Source organism: Vibrio sp. ZF 223, from assembly GCF_003050585.1.
Taxonomy (GTDB): domain Bacteria; phylum Pseudomonadota; class Gammaproteobacteria; order Enterobacterales; family Vibrionaceae; genus Vibrio; species Vibrio crassostreae.
Genome location: NZ_PIGB01000001.1, coordinates 1,024,228 through 1,041,236, shown reverse-complemented (window position 1 = coordinate 1,041,236; position 17,009 = coordinate 1,024,228). Strand labels below are relative to the sequence as shown.

Genomic DNA, 17,009 nt, shown 5'->3' with positions numbered 1-17,009 from the left:
TACCCAAAAATGTCCCACTAAAAAGATGTCCCGCATTAGGCGGGACATTTTTATATAAGATGGAAAACTTCTAACTCTGAAAGATTAGCTCTTAAACGTGTTTGCAATCTCTTTCAATGAAGCCGCCAGTTCAGCTTGTTCTTTGGCTGTTGCTGCAATTTGAGTTGCGCCTGTGGTCGACTCCGTCGATTTCTGCTCTACTGCCATCACGTTTTGCGCGATATCTTGGGTCACAACCGCTTGCTCTTCCGTTGCTGTGGCGATCTGTTCGGTCATGCTGAATATTTCGCTTACCGATGCGGAGATTCCTTGTAAGGTGTGCTCGACCTCTTTTGAATCCTCAACTGCTTTAGACGACATCTTTTGACTGTTATCAATCACATTAAACGCCGTTTGAACATCAGACTGTAGCGAGCTGATAAAGCCTTCAATTTCAGCTGTCGATTGCTGAGTACGTTGTGCTAGCGTGCGAACTTCATCAGCAACTACCGCGAATCCACGGCCTTGCTCACCCGCTCGTGCCGCTTCAATTGCCGCGTTCAATGCTAACAAGTTAGTCTGTTCAGCGACCGACTTAATCACATCAATCACACTGTTAATGTTATTGCTGCTCTCGTGTAGATGCGTGATTTTTTCCGCTAGGTCATTAATTTCAGATGCCAGTTTTTCGATAGAGTGGTAAGAGTTTTGAACCGTATTCAAACCTTCTTGCGACTGCTCATCGACCAGTTTAGCAGAGCTTGCTGTCTGCTGAGTTTTAGCGGCCACTTCATTTACCGTTGCTGATAACTCTTCTGTAGCAGTCGCAACTAAGCCAATTTGGTCTTTTTGTTGAACTAGTGTGTTCGAGTTGTAGTGACAAGTTTGCGAGGTTTCTTCAGCGGCTGAAGCTAAGGTCAGACTCGACTGAGACAGATTGTCGATAACGTTTGAAAACTTCTCTAGCGTTTCGTTGAGTGCCGAAGATATCTGGCCAAGTTCGCTGTTACCAACGTACTTAGCACGAACCGTTAGATCGTTGTCATTACGAACTTTAGACAACATCACTGTCAGGTCTTTCACTCTCATCGTCAGGTCGCTGATCACCTTAAAGCTCACGAAGGTTGCGAACAAAGTAATCAAAGCAAATAGACCAATACTCATCATCATCGCAGACTGCGCCTCTGACATCTTTTTCTCGGTCAGCGCAATCAGTGATTCAGCTAGGTGGTTTTCTGTTTTCTTTAGCTGAACAATACGAGCAGTAGATTGAGAGAACCAGTAGACAGGGTCAACATCAAAGCCGCTCATCTTAGATTCAGCCAAGCTACGAAGCTTTTCTACTTCTGCCACAGAGCGGTCATTTAACTGTTGTTCAAAGAATCGAACGTTCGCTGGGTTGCTCAACACTTCATAGTTCGAGAAGTAGGTATTTTGCTCTGTCACTAAAGAGATGAATTTCACCAGCATACCCGGGCCAAATTCATTTTTAGAAAAGGTGTTATTCAGGACAGCACGCTCGATACCCGCTCGCTCTTTACCTTGCAAGAAGTTGTAGTAAGCGATGGTTTCTGTAGTGATGGTAGCATCAGAACTTAGCTCTGCAATTAACGCCGATACGCTAAGAAGCTTTGCATTCAATTGGGTGTAGTAACCCAAGGCCTCAGAAAGTGGGATAGATTGAGAATCCACTCGATTTCGAATGGTCGTTATCTGATTAAGGCTTTGGCTTATCTCTGTGTTCAGGCGATTAATCTGTGGCAGATTGATATTGGCAGACTGCCAGTAATCATTTCTTTCATTACGTCGGTTATCGGCATTGGTTCTCTGCGCGGCTAATTCACTGACAAACTTGGTTCCTTGAGAGCCAATAAAGCCAGCTGTCATGCCTCGCTCTTTTTGTAACTCATGCACTAACTCACTGTACACAACCGAAAGGCGTGTCAGTTGATTCAATGAGGACATTTCAGTCTTTGTTTCTACGCCTTTGGATATCGCAGAAACACTGAGCCAGAGAAACCCTAAGATCGGTAAAATAAGCAAAGCGATGATTTTTTGCTTAAAGGACATATCGGTTAATTTCATTTTTATTTCCTAGCAGCTGACGAATCTTTATCTGTCATGTAATTAGACACACTTCTAAAACGGTGTACCTTTACCGAGATCATAATAATATTTAGTTTTATCAATTACCGTGCCATAACGGACGACAATCGATAACGCTAGCATTTAACCTTACAAAATTCATTGGTTTATTTATAAATTTGTTAGCTATGCAGCTTTAGAAAACACAAAAAGCGTGCAACAACATTTTATTGACGTAAGCGACTGAAATATGGCAGGTTTTATTAACACTAAAGAGGTATGTGTACACCCTTTTCTGCTCAGTTGTCGCTACATATTCAGCGCCAACTATGTATAATGCCGGGCTCAAAAAGTTACGAATTCAATTAACGTAGAAGCATAATTAGAGGTTTTATGGACTGTCCCGCTTGCGAAGAACACATTGGATGGGAATGGGTAGAAGAAGCAGCAATCGAACCTAATGAAGAATTCGATTGCCCAGAGTGCGAAGAAACGCTGATGTACACTATCGATGAAGGCACCTATTACGGCGCGCAGCATAAAACCGTCGAAGTCGTCGACGACTAGTCTTACTTAGACATTAGATAATGAGACCAGAATAAAAACTGCCAAACCTTGTCTATTAATTGCATTCAATCGAGCACCTTATGCACCAACAAGATGCAAGGAAGACAATTAAGTTGAGCAAAACACACCTTTACTGGAACGAGCGTTCAGCATAAAATATTGAACATATGTTCAGATTAATGAAGTAAATGTTATGGCCAAGACCGCGAAGTTCGATAGACAAGATGTAGTAGATAAAGCAACGAACCTGTATTGGGAAAAGGGCTTTCACGCAACTTCTATGCGTAACCTGCAAGATGTGATTGATATGCGTCCGGGTAGCATCTACGCGACATTTGGCAGCAAAGAAGGTCTGTTTAAAGAGACGCTTGCTCGCTATACCGAACTTGGCATCCTCAATCTGAACCGTTTCCGCAGCGAAACAGACTCTCCAATCAAAGCGCTCGAAAGTTTCGTCAAACGTGCTGTGGTCGAATCAAAACAAAGCTCGCCAAATGGCATGTGTATGCTAGCAAAAACGGTCGCAGAACTGACTGATGAACACGCAGAGTTATTAGAAGAGGCGAAGAAATCACTGAAGATCATGGAAGGTGAGTTCGCTAAGCTGATTACCGAAGCACAAGAGCTTGGTGAAATAAGCAAAGAGCGTGAACCTGTTCAGCTTGCTCGACATGTTCAAGTTCAAATAGCAGGTCTGCGTACGTACGCTAAAACCTGTGATGACATTGATTTACTTAACTCAATGGTTGAAGACGTATTTAAGTATCATCCTTTTTAGAAGCTGAACTTGTTTTAGAAGCCATACAAAAAGACTCCACTGTTAGCCTAAAGCACTAGAGCGGAGTCTTTTTAGTTTTGAGCTAGTTAACTTTATAGATGATTAACTTTAGTGTTTAAGGGTTACACCTTTCTCATGATCAGCGCCTGCGCATTGAGCATCGCCTCTTTGGTGCTGACATCTAACGTTTTCACATTCGCAAAGCGCTCGACTTCTTTGATCGCCACATCGTGAGCGAAGATCACCAACCTCGCTCTTTCAATGTCTTTCTGTGTGATGCGATTGCCTATTCCATTAGCACCTTGTGTCTCAACCTTAATCCGAACCCCGAGATGATGCGCCGCTTTTTCCAGAGACTTCGCAGCTAAGAAAGTGTGGGCAACACCTGACGGACAAGAAGTGATTGCGAGTACATCCGCTTGCCCTTCTTCTGTCACCGAGCCACCTGCAAACTGGTTGGAACTCTCCTCACCTTCGACCACATTCTTTTTCAGCAGTATCACGATCAAAGCCGTGGTGAGCGCTCCCGCCAGTGTGCCAATGATGTAGCCAATTTTTCCGTCAACCACAGGCAGAACAATCCAGCCGCCCCATGGTGCATGGTTCACTACATGGAACATAAAGCCAACAACGTTACCGACAATGCCACCAGCAACAACCGCAGGCAGAACGCGTGCAGGGTCGGCAGCAGCAAATGGGATCGCACCTTCACTGATGCCGATCATTCCCATGATCCCTGCGGCTTTGCCCGCTTCGCGTTCGTCGCGTTTAAACTTCTTCGGCGATATAAAAGTCGCCAGAGCCATACCGAGTGGTGGCGTACAAATCGCAATGCCAACGCCACCCATCAACCAAGGTTGGGTATTTACCTGAGTTTGAGCAAACAGTGTAGCGACCTTATTGATTGGTCCTCCCATATCAAAGGCGGTCATCGCGCCTAAAATACTGCCGAGCACCATTTTTCCAGAGCCAGCCATACCCGTGAGCATTTGGTTCATCTCAAGCATCACTTGAGCTATCGGAGATCCAATCACCCACATCACCGCACCACAAGTGACGAAGGTACCAACTAGTGGATAGATGAAGATAGAACTCAGCGAGATCATGCTGTCTGGCAGTTTGATCTTCTTAAGTAGATTCACCACAAAGCCCGCAAAGAAGCCGACCACTATCGCCCCAAGAAAACCGGTGTTGTATTGGTTAACGGCAACCCAAGAACCAATCATGCCCGGTGCTAAACCCGGTTTTTCGGCCATCGAGTACGCAATGTAACCGCCCAGCACCGCAGTAAACAACGTTAAGCCCGCAATGCCCATCTGTGCGATATCAGCTAACACGCCACTCTCAGGAACTGCGCCGTGACCGGATATCATCACCGACAAAGACAACAACACACCGCCCGCAACCACGAATGGGATCATGTGTGAAGTGCCATACAACAGGTGTTCTTTGAGTCGATTGAGTGATTGTGCCCAAGGGCTGAGTGGCTCGACATACACTTCGTGATGGCTAGAGGCATAGCTATCAAAGGAATCTGAATTGACTTCAAGAAACAGCTCTTGAGCTTCCTCAACCGACTCAGCTGCCTTTAATTTTGTAACAAAGCCATCTTCGATCAATTTGGTCGAGATCTGAGCCAGTACCTCGATATGGTGGTCGTCATTATTGTCTGGCGAAGCGAGCATAAAAAACACATCAGACAGTTCACCGCCATCGGCACCATAGTCAATCCCCGTTCGGCTGATACCTACAGCAACGGCAGGTTTAGCAACGGCAGTGCTTTTCGCATGTGGAATCGCAATACCATCATCAAACCCCGTATTACCAATCGCCTCACGCTTCCAGATATCATCAAGGAATTCACTTTTATTCGAGAGCTTACCAGCGCGATCGAGTAACTCAACAAGCTCTTCAAATACTGCCTGTTTTGAGTCTGCTTGTAGCTCCAAACAGATAATCTCGGGCTCGATAATATTAGTGATATCCATGGTCTATTCTGCCTCGCCTGATTTCAGACTGAAGTAATTAGGTTCTTCCGACCTAAATTAAAATTTCGATGTTAATAAGATGAAAAGATTAACGGTGTGAAGGCACTCAATATATAGGACGAAAGGTGCATTAACTGGATTATTGTAACCAAGAACTCAGAGTGTGACTTTCACCTTGGAATAAAAAACGGCAATCCATAAAATCCACAGAACCCATAAACATATCGCCCCTCCTCTATGCGAGCTTTCCATACTGGATTTCCCACGCAAGATGGCTTTTACAAAATAGCTTCTGAAAGGTAGCTTATGTAACGTAACAGGGACGAGAATAAGCCGAGAATAATAATGAGAATTGTAGCGGTAACTGCGTGCCCTACAGGCATTGCGCACACCTATATGGCAGCTGATGCTCTAAATAAAACAGCCCCTAAGTTCAACGTTTCAATCAAGGTTGAGACGCAAGGCGCTATGGGTATTGAAAACTTACTGACCGCCCAAGATATTACTCTCGCAGACAAAGTATTAATCGTATCTGATATCGATATTGAACAACCAAGCCGGTTCGACCCAGCTAAAACCTTATTCATTCCCATGGAAGAGGTGTTGTTGAGTGTCGATAAAGTCTTTATTAAGCATTGTCGAACTTAAACTTTTCATGAACGAATATCAGATCACCTTCTTCGTTAACGATCCTGCCGCAAACTCACATGTCGCGCAGCCCCTTACTCGATTAGCGAAGAAGTTCAAAAGCAACATCCGCATTATCAACATCACTCAAAATCGAACCGCTGATCTATCCAAATCCGTCGCGATGCTGCAAGTAGGTTTACTTCGTGGTGACTTGTGTCAGATAACCGCGGTTGGGATTGATGCGGAGCTGGCCTGTTTCGTTCTCAAAGATGTAATTGCTGAGCATTACGACATGGTTGGCTCACAAGTGAACCATGAATTCTCGAAAGATCTAATCCAGCGTATGCCGCAAATATGCCCGCCCTGTGACATCAAGTGGCACCATGCCAAAGCACAAACCCAACTGACCAAGTTTGAATGCCTAAAAGGGCTCGCTCATTTGGTGTATCCAGAAGATCCGGATGAACTGATTCTGGCGTTTATTAAACGAGAGGAACGCTCGTCTACGTGTGTATCTCCAGGGATCGCCCTGCCGCATGTGATGTTTGAATCGACCCAAGACCTCTCGATCGCGGTTATCGTCAGTGACGACCCAATTGACTGGGCCTCACGCATTGGCGAAGTACACGTTGCCATTGCTTTGGTACTGCCTACCAAGCCACAGCGAGAGCATATTGTGGCGGCTACCAACCTAACCAGAAATCTGCTTCACGACCAAGTCAATGAGCGTTTACAAAAGACTCGAAGCAGTGTCGATCTACAAGCTCTGCTCATGTACATCTCTTCACGTCTTATTTAGTTACCAGCTCGTTAGAGCTAGATTGAGCCTCGATACTCGGTCGGTGTTCTTCCGGTGCGGTTTTTGAAAACTCGACAGAAGTAGTTCACATCCTTAAAGCCGCAACGTAATGCCACTTCATTGAGCTTGAAGTTGTACTTCTTAAGCATGAACTTGGCACGATCGACTCGCACGCGCGTGATGTACTCGGCCAGCGTCATATGGCCTTGTTGGCGGAACATTCGTGACAAATGGTTAGATGAAATACTAAAGCGTGAGGCGATGCTATCTCGAGTGATCTGGCGGTGGAAGTTCTCTTGAATGTAGATGCAAATCCCCTGATACACATCCTGTACTCGGCTGTGAGATTTCTCGACAGGTGCATCCAACATGGTCTTACTGTATTGCAGCAGCGCTTGTAGTAACAGTTCATCCATAGGCTGCTTGTTACTCTCGCGCGCTAACGAGCTGAGCGCCTCCAAAATGTTATCAATCGCAAACCCAGAGCGAGTCTGAATACTGTGCTTTTGAATATCGTAAAAACTCTCTTCCCCTTTGCGCTTACTCACCAAACTTAAGCCAAGCTGACGGCGACCAAACAACATGCTCAACACCGAGCAGTCAGTATCCCAGTTGGGTTTGTTCCAGCAGTTCGGTGGGATAAAAATCGCATCGCCCGCTTTCGCGACAACGTTGGTGATCTTACGATCATGACTCTCCATCTCATTGACATACTCTCCGTCGAGCACCAGCTCTAAGCGTGGAAAGTTCACCTGATAACTGCATGCTGAAGGCGTGTGAAAATCCCCCGCAAACCAGATGTTATGAAATGGTTCTCGCTCATTTAATACCGACGAGATTAGGTCATGAAATATCATTTATTCGAACTCTTAAAAGCAGCAATAACGCTACGGGAATAGATATACTCCTTAGTGAAACATAGCGCTATTGAGCAAAATCACAATTTGAGATCTAGGTTACAAAAATCCAGTAGTGGAAATAAATCTCCAGTCAAAAACCTGATATAGCACATTGTTCCTTCGATAACTCTACACGCCGAACCCCTTGCAAATAAAAGCCTCAAGCAGGCTCAACCTATGTCAATAGAGGCCGAAAAACGCGCCACTAAACGATCAAAATCACACTCCACTTATAACGCAACAATCATCCAGTAAATGCGTTTTTTCTTCACTACAGAAGGCAAGCCGTAGATTCCAGAATACCTCTAACAAAATAAAAACAAGTAGGGGTTCATTATGATCACAACATTGATCAATCAAGATTTGATTAAGCTTTCGCTTAGCGCTGATTCAAAAGAAGAAGTATTCAAAGAGCTGATAGACGTGCTTTATGCACAAGGCAGAATTTCAGACAAAGCACAGTTTCTTGCCGACATTAAGGCTCGTGAAGAACAAGGTAATACCGGATTTGAAGAAGGTATTGCTCTGCCACACGCGAAAAGTGCTGCGGTCATCAAACCTGCGGTTGTTATCGGTGTCCATCAACAGGGTATCGAGTACGGCGCGGATGACGGTCAGCCATCAAAACTGTTCTTTATGATTGCCTCTCCCGATGGTGGCGATAATCATCACATCGAAGTACTGGCAGAGCTTTCTTCAAAACTGATTGAAGAAGGCTTTATCGAAAGCTTCATGAATGCTCAATCTGAACAAGAAGCATTAGAACTACTGCTTACCAAACCTGAGCCTTCGGAAGCGGAAACCAACGTTGAGAAACAAGGCTTCATCATTGGTGTGACAGGCTGCCCAGCAGGCGTTGCACACACTTATTTGGCAGCTGAAGCGCTAGAGAAAGGCGCGGCGGCTCTTGGCTACGATGTGAAGGTCGAAACTAACGGCTCTATCGGCGTTAAAAACAGCCCGACTCAAGAAGAAATCGAACGTGCAGACGCGATTGTCGTGGCTTGTGACAAGCAAGTAGACATGGCTCGCTTTGCCGGAAAACGCGTTATCAGCACCAACGTAAAAGCACCAATCAAAGACGCGCAAGGCTTGATTAAGCAAGCTCTCAATGCACCGAGTTACCAAGCTGAACAAGCACCTACTAATCAATCTGTTGCTGAGAAAGCCTCGCAAGCACGTTCAGACCTTTACCGTTACTTGATGAATGGCGTATCTCACATGATCCCATTCGTGGTGACTGGCGGTCTTTTGATTGCCCTAGCACTAGCCATTGGTGGTGAGCCGAGTGAATCTGGCATGGCAATTCCTGCTGGCAGCATGTGGAACCAAATCCTAGAGGTGGGCGTGGTTGCCTTCACTCTAATGATCCCAATCTTGGCTGGCTACATTGCTTACGCGATTGCTGACCGCCCTGCTCTAACCCCTGGCTTGATTGGCGGCTGGATTGCCAACAACGGCTCTTTCTACGGCGCTGACGCAGGTACAGGCTTCATTGGCGCAATCATCGCCGGTTTATTAGTGGGCTACTTCGTTAAATGGATTACTTCGTTTAACTACCACAAGTTCCTTCAACCACTTGTGCCTATCATGATCGCTCCGATCACTGGCTCTCTATTCATCGCGGGTCTGTTCATCTTCGTAATTGGCGCGCCTATCGCGGGACTAATGGATGCTCTTACTGCCCTACTTACTAGCATGAGCACAGGCAACGTGGTTCTGCTTGGTATTGTCCTTGGTGGCATGGCTGGCTTTGATATGGGCGGTCCATTCAACAAGGTGGCGTTCCTATTCTCGGTCGGCATGATTGCCAGCGGTCAAACTCAGTTCATGGGTGCAATGGCGTGTGCAATCCCTGTGGCTCCACTCGGTATGGCTATCGCAACCAGACTTGGCCGTAAGTTCGACCTGTTCGAATCTTCTGAAATTGAAGCAGGTAAAGCAGCAGGCGCGATGGGCTTGGTGGGTATCTCTGAAGGTGCGATTCCTTTCGCGGCTCAGGACCCGATGTCGGTTATCCCTGCCAACGTACTTGGTTCAATGACGGCCGCGGTTATGGCGTTCTCATTTGGTATCACCAACAGCGTTGCTCACGGTGGCCCAGTTGTCGCTCTACTAGGCGCAATGAACTACCCAATGCTCGCACTTCTGTGCATGGCATCAGGTGCGGGCGTAACTGCGGTTACTTGTATCGTGCTTAAAAATCTACGCAAAGCCAAGCTAACAGCAGCAGCGGCTTAAGCCATTTCAACTACAATGGCTTGAGCCCCTCTACCCTACTGTTTTTAGTAGCTAATAGTTTTTTAGGAACGAATAGAGCTCAAGCCATGTTTCCCTTCATGGTGATTTCGATGTCTGATTTTTCTTTAGCGAACGACTCGTTCGTACAACGCTTTTTCTACCCTATGACCAACGTGATTCAAAACTACGCATGGGGGAGTCCTTCTTCGTTTAGCCAACTGTTTGGTATTGATAACCAGTCTGGTGAGCCACAAGCAGAGATCTGGATGGGCGCTCACCCGAATGGTTGTTCGATGGTCACTGACAATGGTCAGCAAACCACGTTGTCGAGCTTGATTTCTAAGAACCTAAACTTGTTTCTAAGTGAGAAAGTGGCGAATCGTTTTGGTGAGCTACCGTATCTGTTCAAGGTGTTGGCGGCGGAGAAAGCACTGTCTGTTCAAGTGCACCCAAACAAACAACAAGCGGAATCTGGATATGCACTAGAAGAACAGCAAGGTATTCCGATGACAGCGGGCAACCGTAACTACAAGGATGCCAATCACAAGCCAGAACTGGTGTATGCCTTAACCGACTACACGGCGATGAATGGTTTTAGATCAATCAGCGAGATCCTTGAGCACTTCCATTACCTTGATATTCCAGAGTTGCATTCGATGGTGAACGATCTCGCGGGCGACCAAACTCCCAATGGATTAGCCAGCTTCTTTGCAAGCTTGCTGTCTCTGGAAGGCGAGCAAAAAGGCATGGCGTTAACCATGCTGCTGATGAAGGCTAAGCTTTCAGATAAACGTGTATTCCAATTGATTTCAGAGCTTGAAGCTCAATACCCAGGTGATGTCGGCCTGTTCGCTCCGCTGCTATTGAACGTGATTACCCTAAAACCGGGGCAAGCCATGTATCTGGATGCTGAAACCCCTCACGCTTACATCAAGGGCACAGGCTTAGAGATCATGGCGAACTCAGACAATGTGCTGCGTGCTGGGTTAACGCCTAAGTACATGGACGTGAATGAACTGGTTTCTTGTACACGATTTAACGAAAAGCCCGCGGATAGATTATTGCTCAGCCCGATTGAGCAAGGTGATGTGATGGAATACCAAATCCCTGTCGAGGATTTTAAGTTCTCTATCGTGCAAAATTCGCATCAACGCCAGATCACGACCGAAGGTGCCGAGATCCTATTGCCGCTCGACGAGTCTATGGTGCTCACTCATCAATGTGGTGAAACCTGCGTGATAGAGAAAGGCCATTCGGTATTCGTTCCGGCTTATGCTGAGAGTTACAAACTGGATTGCGCTGGACGCGTAGCGCGCGCTTACAGCTAACTCCCTCAGAACTCAGTACACACTGTTCATGCCCTGCTTTTGCGGGGCATTTTTGTTTGTGACGAAGGCTATTAGCGTGTCAAAAACCTAATCCAAAACGCCATCAAATATGACCCATCTCACACTGGATGAATGATGCAAATCACACTTAATTTTGCTGGATACAAATGTACAGTGAAGGGCTTTTATTTGCTATTTCGCGAATCGGGTTAATCCATTAATTTTAATTCAAGAACTTCAAGAGTGAATGAGTTAATAAATGATCACACAGCTAACTAACGTCAACTTAATTAATAACAACCTTAAAGCGAATAATAAAAAAGAACTGTTTGAAGAATTGGCAAGCATGTTATTTGAGAACAACCGAATCAGCAGTAAAGAAGCCTTCTTGGCAGACATTGAAATTCGTGAATCTCAAAGCATCACCTCCATGGACGGCATCGCTTACCCACACTCAAAAAGCAAGGCTGTAACTGAGCCTGCCATTGCTGTCGGTGTTAAGCGTCAAGGTATCGAGTATGGCGATGAAGACGGCATCAATCCAACCGTATTTTTTATGATTGCCTCTCCGGATAACGGTGCTGACCATCATATTTATGTACTACAAGAACTATTTGGAAAATTCAGCGATGAATTTATTCAAGATATCCATAACGCAAAAGACGAACAACAGATCCTTAATATTTTAATTAATTCATAAGGCGTAGAAAATTATGAGCACCCTAACAACTCAAGCTACGAATACCAATAATAAAAACAGTAGTAGCGACTTTAAAAAAATCCTTAGTACCATGAAAGGCCACCTGCTTTTCGGAACCTCACACATGCTGCCTTTCATCGTAGCTGGCGGTGTTCTATTGGCCTTAGCGGTAATGGCATCAGGCAAAGGTGCAGTACCAGCAGAAGGTTTGCTGGCAGACATCTCTAATATCGGTATCAAGGGCCTTGTTCTTTTCCCAATCATTCTTGGCGGCTTTATTGGTTACTCAATTGCAGACAAACCCGCACTAGCTCCTGCGATGATCTCTTCTGGCATCATGGCTGACATGGGCGGCGGCTTCCTTGGTTGTATCGTGGCAGGCTTTATCGCCGGTGGCGTGGTGTTCCAACTTAAGAAGATCCCGCTTTCTGCGAACATGACGGCGCTGGGTGCTTACTTCATCTACCCACTTCTAGGCACGTTAATCTCTGCAGGTATCGTTCTTTGGGGCATCGGTGAGCCAATCAAACTGTTCATGTCTTCTATGAACGAGTTCTTAGCTTCAATGGCTGGCGCATCTAAGATGGTTCTGGGCACAATCCTTGGCGGTATGACTGCGTTTGATATGGGCGGCCCTATCAACAAAGTAGCGACCCTATTTGCTCAAACTCAAGTAGACACACAACCGTGGCTAATGGGCGGCGTAGGCATCGCGATTTGTACACCACCTCTAGGCATGGCATTGGCAACGTTCCTATTCAAAAACAAGTTCTCTAAACAAGAGCAAGAAGCAGGTAAAGCTGCAGCAATCATGGGTTCTATCGGTATCTCTGAAGGCGCTATCCCGTTCGCAGCGAATGATCCAATGCGCGTACTTCCTTCAATCGTTGCCGGTGGTATCGTGGGTTGTGTGTTTGGCTTCATGACAGACGTTCTACTTCACGCACCTTGGGGCGGCCTAATCACTGCGCCAGTATCTAGTAACATTCCAATGTACGTAGTAGGTATTGCACTTGGCTCGCTAACCACAGCGGTTATCGTTGGCTTCTGGAAACCAGTCGCAGTAGAAACAGAAGACGACATGGTTGAAGCAGCGCCAGTTCAAGCTCAAACAGCACCTGTAGCAGGCGAAGGCGAGTACGACATCGTAGCAGTAACATGTTGCCCTTCAGGTGTTGCACACACCTTCATGGCAGCGAAAGCACTGGAAAAAGCAGGCTTAGCAGCAGGCCTTAAGATCAAGGTAGAAACTCAAGGTCAAAACGGTATTCAGAACCGCATCACCGACCTAGATGTAGCGAACGCGAAGCTAGTTATCTTAGCTCACGATATCCAAGTGAAAGACGCTCACCGCTTTGCAAACGCGAATGTGATTGAGTGTTCAACCAAAGAAGCGATGAAGAAAGCCGCGGACATGGTGGCTATTTAAACCTGAAACAAGTTAGAAGATAAAAATTACTACCCCCTAGTAACTAAAATCCCTATTCGTCTAGTCAATGAATGGGGATTTCTTTTTACAGAATAACTCGTAGGAGCAACAGAATCAGCTCTTAGGAACGAGCGTCTCTTCGGTTTCCAAATCAAATAAGTGACACTGTAGCGTATTGAAGTGGAGCACTGTCTCTTCACCGCTGTTTGCAATTCGATCTGCATCGAAAGGTACACGAGCCACCAGCTTGTCAGCACCGAGTTTGAAGTAGAGATACAGCTCATTACCCATGGATTCAACAACATCTAGCCTGTGCGTTTGAGTATTCACCTCCGACAATGGGGCATCGTGGTTGGCCAATTGGATATGCTCAGGGCGAACACCAAACCACAACCACTCACCGAGTTTCTCACGGGCGATAGCCTGCTTATCTTGTGGTAGCGTCCAACGTGTACCACTTTCCGATATCACGTTCATCACACCGTCAATCTCGTCCACTCTCACCTTGATAAGATTCATCGCTGGCGAACCAATAAAGCCTGCAACAAACTTATTGGCTGGGTACTGATAAAGATTCATTGGCGTATCGACTTGCATGATCTCACCTTGATTCAATACACAGATCCGGTCACCAAGAGTCATGGCTTCCACCTGATCGTGTGTCACGTAGATCATGGTGGCGTTCTGCCCTTCTTGCTTCAGGTTGTTGTGCAGCTGCGCAATGCTGACACGAGTCGACACACGTAGCTTTGCGTCTAAGTTAGACAACGGCTCGTCAAACAAAAAGACATCCGGCTTACGCACCATCGCACGACCTAAAGCCACACGCTGCCTTTGACCGCCCGACATTTCACCCGGCTTATTATTTAGCAGATGTTCAATATCGAGAGTCTTGGCTGCATCTTCAATTCGCTCATTGATTTCATGCTTTGGCAGCTTCTGTTGTTTAAGGCCAAAAGCCATGTTTTCGTACACCGACATGTGCGGGTAAAGCGCGTAGTTCTGAAACACCATCGAGATGCCACGATCTTTAGGTGGCAGCTCATTCACACGCTTATCGCCAATGTAGACATCGCCTTCTGAGATATCTTCAAGGCCTGCGATCATACGAAGTGTGGTGGATTTTGCGCAGCCAGACGGCCCAACAAACACCATGAATTCACCTTCGCGAATATTCAGATCGACACCGTGCACGGCCTTAAAACCATTTGGGTAAGTTTTCTCTACCCCTCTCAGTGTGACTTCAGCCATAACCTGTCCTTAAATCAATTCGTTAAATACTATCTTTGCAATCTGGTGTGACACGCTTTAGCCACGTTCTTGCAGTTGGTTGAGCTCAAAATGGGCGACTGATGCGATAACCAGATCCGCCACTGGCTCTAACTCGCTGTGTTGTGCAGTGCCCGTCAGAACACCGACATTGCTTGCACCTGCGTTGCGGCCAAACTCCATATCTGAAACCGTGTCACCAAACATGATCACTTCATGTGGTTCAATACCGCACTGCTCACAGAAGGCATTGAGCAGTGCTGGTGCTGGCTTAGGTTCGATATCACCATCGGAATAACCAACATAATCAAACATCTCGCTTAAACCCGACTGCTCTAGTGTGTAGATCGTTGAGTCTTTGGTGTCTGCGGTCGCGATGCCTAAAATCATGCCTTGCTGCTTAAACAGACTCAGCTTTTCAGCCACTCCCGGTAGGGCTTCAATCCAGCTTGGGTTCTCTTCCACTTCGTCATTGAAAGCGGCTTTGGTCAACTTGGTGAACTCAGCGAGTGAGACATTTGGTTGCAGCATGTTGAACCACGCTGTTGCGGTGTCTTCCACTGGGTTTGAGGCTAATAGTCCATAGTTATCAACCACATCACCTTCCACACCGATGGCCAAGAGTAACTCAGCAGGTGTGACAGTTTGATTACCTTGATGCTGGTCACTGTAAGATTTCACACGCTCACAAGCACCACGAGAAACGTTAAGCCACATTTTGTGGAACTCTAACAATGTGCCGTCTTTATCAAATAACATCGCCTTAAACTTCATCACGGCTCATTCGCTCCATTAGTTCTCCCCAAGTACGCACTAGGGGTTGGTTAAATTCTGGTTGTTTGCCGTCGAATACGGCGTTAATGCAGCCTTCAAACTCACGTTCGTCAGGTACGGGTTGAGGGCTGTTGATTAACGTTGAAGAAAGCTCTCCGCGACGAATATCCACTCGGCACCAACGGTAGCCTTCATCAATATGAATACTTTGCAGCTCATCATTCAGAGCGATTCGGTCAACAATCTCGCCATCCACCACGCACTCAGCGTAGTAAGGGTTTTCTGAATCAGTGACAGCGATACGATAAGTGAGAGCCTGCCCTTGAGAGTCGTTGCCCGGCATCAAATCACCTAAGTTGATATCAAACTTCAAGCCGCAACGGCGCTCTAGGTAAACTTGCCCATTACGCAAACCAGACAAGATACCTTCACCACTCAAACCATGGCTGTAAACGAATGTAGATGGGTCACCGTAGATAGAGGGCTCATCCGCTTTAGGATTGCGTTCATGCGGTTCAAGATGTGAATCACTGCCACCAATCGCGGTAATGCGCTGGCCACAATTCCACATTTCATTGAGAACCAATAACGCCTCTTCGGTTGCTTTTGGCGAGGTCGACCAAGTTGGGTCACAACACACTTCAAACGTCGACACTTGGTTGGGTTCGACTTGATCGTAATGCCAATGCCACGGCTTCATCATCGGGTGATTAATGCCAAGGGAACTGTGTCCGCCATTGTGTCCACTTTTAGCTAAGCTCAATCCAGCTTCCATCGTCGCTTGGCTGCTGTGTTCAACGTTTCTGAGATCCAAAGACTTAACCGGGCCATGCACATTGAAATGCCCGAGATCAGTCGTGACTTCTAACGCCGGTAAGAACAAACACTGTTTGGAAATAGGTAGCTTCGGCTGGCAGATGTTGTGCTCAGTGAAGAAGAAGAAATCGAGCCCTTGTGATTCAACGATGTCTTTGGCCGCAGCCAAAGTATTGTGGCCATCAGAAAGCTGAGTGTGAGCGTGTAAGTCGCCACGATACCAACGGGAATCAGAACTCAGCATGTGGCTGTAATCAAACTCGATATCGTGATCAGTTGTGACCGTTGGGTTCAGTTCTAGCTCACTCTCAATTCCGTCAGTACCTAGCTCATTAGAATGATTAACTAACTCATCAGAGTAAAGCACATCGACTTGATACTGCATCGCACGCTCGGTGCGAAACTCACCTTCAAGGTTGTAAAGTTCTAAGAACCACTCGCCCGATGGAATCGCACCATCAATCGCGCCTAGCCCAGAGTTTTGCGGTTGGATCGTGAGTGACTTGTGCGCCTTTTCAAACAACACCTTGCCACGAAACGCTTGGTTGGCATCGTATGCCGCTGCGTACAAGAATCCTTTTTGCACCGTCGTACCGGTAATCGTTACGCAGTGAGAACCTGCTGGCACATCAAAGGGGATACGTACTCTGCCAAACGGCAGCTCACCTTGAAATTGGGTCATTGTCTTCACCAAATTCGTCCTAATTGAAGGACTGGGTCAAAAAGA

14 protein-coding genes are annotated in these 17,009 nt (G+C 46.4%); 8 read left to right on the top strand and 6 right to left on the bottom strand.

The window, feature by feature from the left end; genetic code table 11:
* Positions 1-84 precede the first annotated feature (84 nt).
* Positions 85-2,064: a methyl-accepting chemotaxis protein gene (locus tag CWO13_RS04410; protein WP_102480810.1), complete on the bottom strand. Its 1,980-nt coding sequence runs from the start codon at positions 2,062-2,064 to the stop codon at positions 85-87.
* A 393-nt stretch (positions 2,065-2,457) separates the two neighbouring features.
* Here CWO13_RS04410 and CWO13_RS04405 point away from each other — a divergent pair, with 393 nt between their 5' ends.
* Together CWO13_RS04405 and CWO13_RS04400 are read left to right on the top strand one after the other, a co-directional pair.
* Positions 2,458-2,631 (top strand): hypothetical protein, encoded by a 174-nt coding sequence (locus CWO13_RS04405; RefSeq protein WP_008216632.1) that lies wholly within the window; start codon positions 2,458-2,460, stop codon positions 2,629-2,631.
* 193 nt (positions 2,632-2,824) lie between these two features.
* The gene (locus tag CWO13_RS04400; protein WP_102431994.1) at positions 2,825-3,409 is read left to right on the top strand and encodes a TetR/AcrR family transcriptional regulator; all 585 of its coding nucleotides are present in this window, start codon (positions 2,825-2,827) and stop codon (positions 3,407-3,409) included.
* Positions 3,410-3,531: 122 nt separating this feature from the next.
* On the opposite strand, the gene CWO13_RS04395 is transcribed toward CWO13_RS04400, so the two are convergent.
* Entirely contained in the window at positions 3,532-5,397 is a 1,866-nt protein-coding gene (locus CWO13_RS04395; RefSeq protein ID WP_108082593.1) for a fructose-specific PTS transporter subunit EIIC, read from the bottom strand.
* 345 nt (positions 5,398-5,742) lie between these two features.
* On the opposite strand from CWO13_RS04395, the gene CWO13_RS04390 reads away from it, so the two are divergent.
* On the top strand, positions 5,743-6,045 hold the full coding sequence (locus CWO13_RS04390; protein WP_017069788.1) for a PTS fructose transporter subunit IIB: 303 nt from the start codon (positions 5,743-5,745) through the stop codon (positions 6,043-6,045).
* A gap of 7 nt (positions 6,046-6,052) precedes the next feature.
* Positions 6,053-6,826, top strand: a complete 774-nt coding sequence (locus CWO13_RS04385; RefSeq protein WP_017070486.1) for a PTS sugar transporter subunit IIA — start codon at positions 6,053-6,055, stop codon at positions 6,824-6,826.
* A gap of 17 nt (positions 6,827-6,843) precedes the next feature.
* Here the strand turns inward: CWO13_RS04385 and CWO13_RS04380 are convergent, their stop codons facing one another.
* Positions 6,844-7,683, bottom strand: coding sequence for a helix-turn-helix transcriptional regulator (locus CWO13_RS04380; protein ID WP_102431991.1), 840 nt, complete (start codon positions 7,681-7,683; stop codon positions 6,844-6,846).
* A 378-nt stretch (positions 7,684-8,061) separates the two neighbouring features.
* Here CWO13_RS04380 and CWO13_RS04375 point away from each other — a divergent pair, with 378 nt between their 5' ends.
* The 4 genes from CWO13_RS04375 (at position 8,062) to CWO13_RS04360 (ending at position 13,423) form a co-directional block, all read left to right on the top strand.
* Positions 8,062-9,966, top strand: coding sequence for a PTS fructose transporter subunit IIABC (locus CWO13_RS04375; RefSeq protein WP_108082592.1), 1,905 nt, complete (start codon positions 8,062-8,064; stop codon positions 9,964-9,966).
* Positions 9,967-10,076: 110 nt separating this feature from the next.
* Complete coding sequence (manA, locus tag CWO13_RS04370) at positions 10,077-11,294, top strand: mannose-6-phosphate isomerase, class I (RefSeq protein WP_108082618.1); 1,218 nt, start codon at positions 10,077-10,079, stop codon at positions 11,292-11,294.
* Positions 11,295-11,553: 259 nt separating this feature from the next.
* On the top strand, positions 11,554-11,994 hold the full coding sequence (locus CWO13_RS04365) for a PTS sugar transporter subunit IIA (RefSeq protein WP_017069783.1): 441 nt from the start codon (positions 11,554-11,556) through the stop codon (positions 11,992-11,994).
* Positions 11,995-12,007: 13 nt separating this feature from the next.
* Positions 12,008-13,423: a fructose-specific PTS transporter subunit EIIC gene (locus CWO13_RS04360; protein WP_108082591.1), complete on the top strand. Its 1,416-nt coding sequence runs from the start codon at positions 12,008-12,010 to the stop codon at positions 13,421-13,423.
* Between the two features lie 114 nt (positions 13,424-13,537).
* On the opposite strand, the gene CWO13_RS04355 is transcribed toward CWO13_RS04360, so the two are convergent.
* Genes CWO13_RS04355 through CWO13_RS04345 form a run of 3 tightly spaced genes read right to left on the bottom strand, consistent with a single transcriptional unit; the run spans position 13,538 to position 16,964 of the window.
* Positions 13,538-14,674, bottom strand: a complete 1,137-nt coding sequence (locus CWO13_RS04355; RefSeq protein ID WP_102431989.1) for an ABC transporter ATP-binding protein — start codon at positions 14,672-14,674, stop codon at positions 13,538-13,540.
* A gap of 57 nt (positions 14,675-14,731) precedes the next feature.
* Complete coding sequence (locus CWO13_RS04350; protein WP_108082590.1) at positions 14,732-15,466, bottom strand: HAD family hydrolase; 735 nt, start codon at positions 15,464-15,466, stop codon at positions 14,732-14,734.
* Positions 15,456-16,964, bottom strand: a complete 1,509-nt coding sequence (locus CWO13_RS04345) for a CehA/McbA family metallohydrolase (protein WP_108082589.1) — start codon at positions 16,962-16,964, stop codon at positions 15,456-15,458. Before CWO13_RS04345 ends, CWO13_RS04350 begins: the two co-directional genes overlap by 11 nt.
* Between the last annotated feature and the right edge of the window lie 45 nt (positions 16,965-17,009).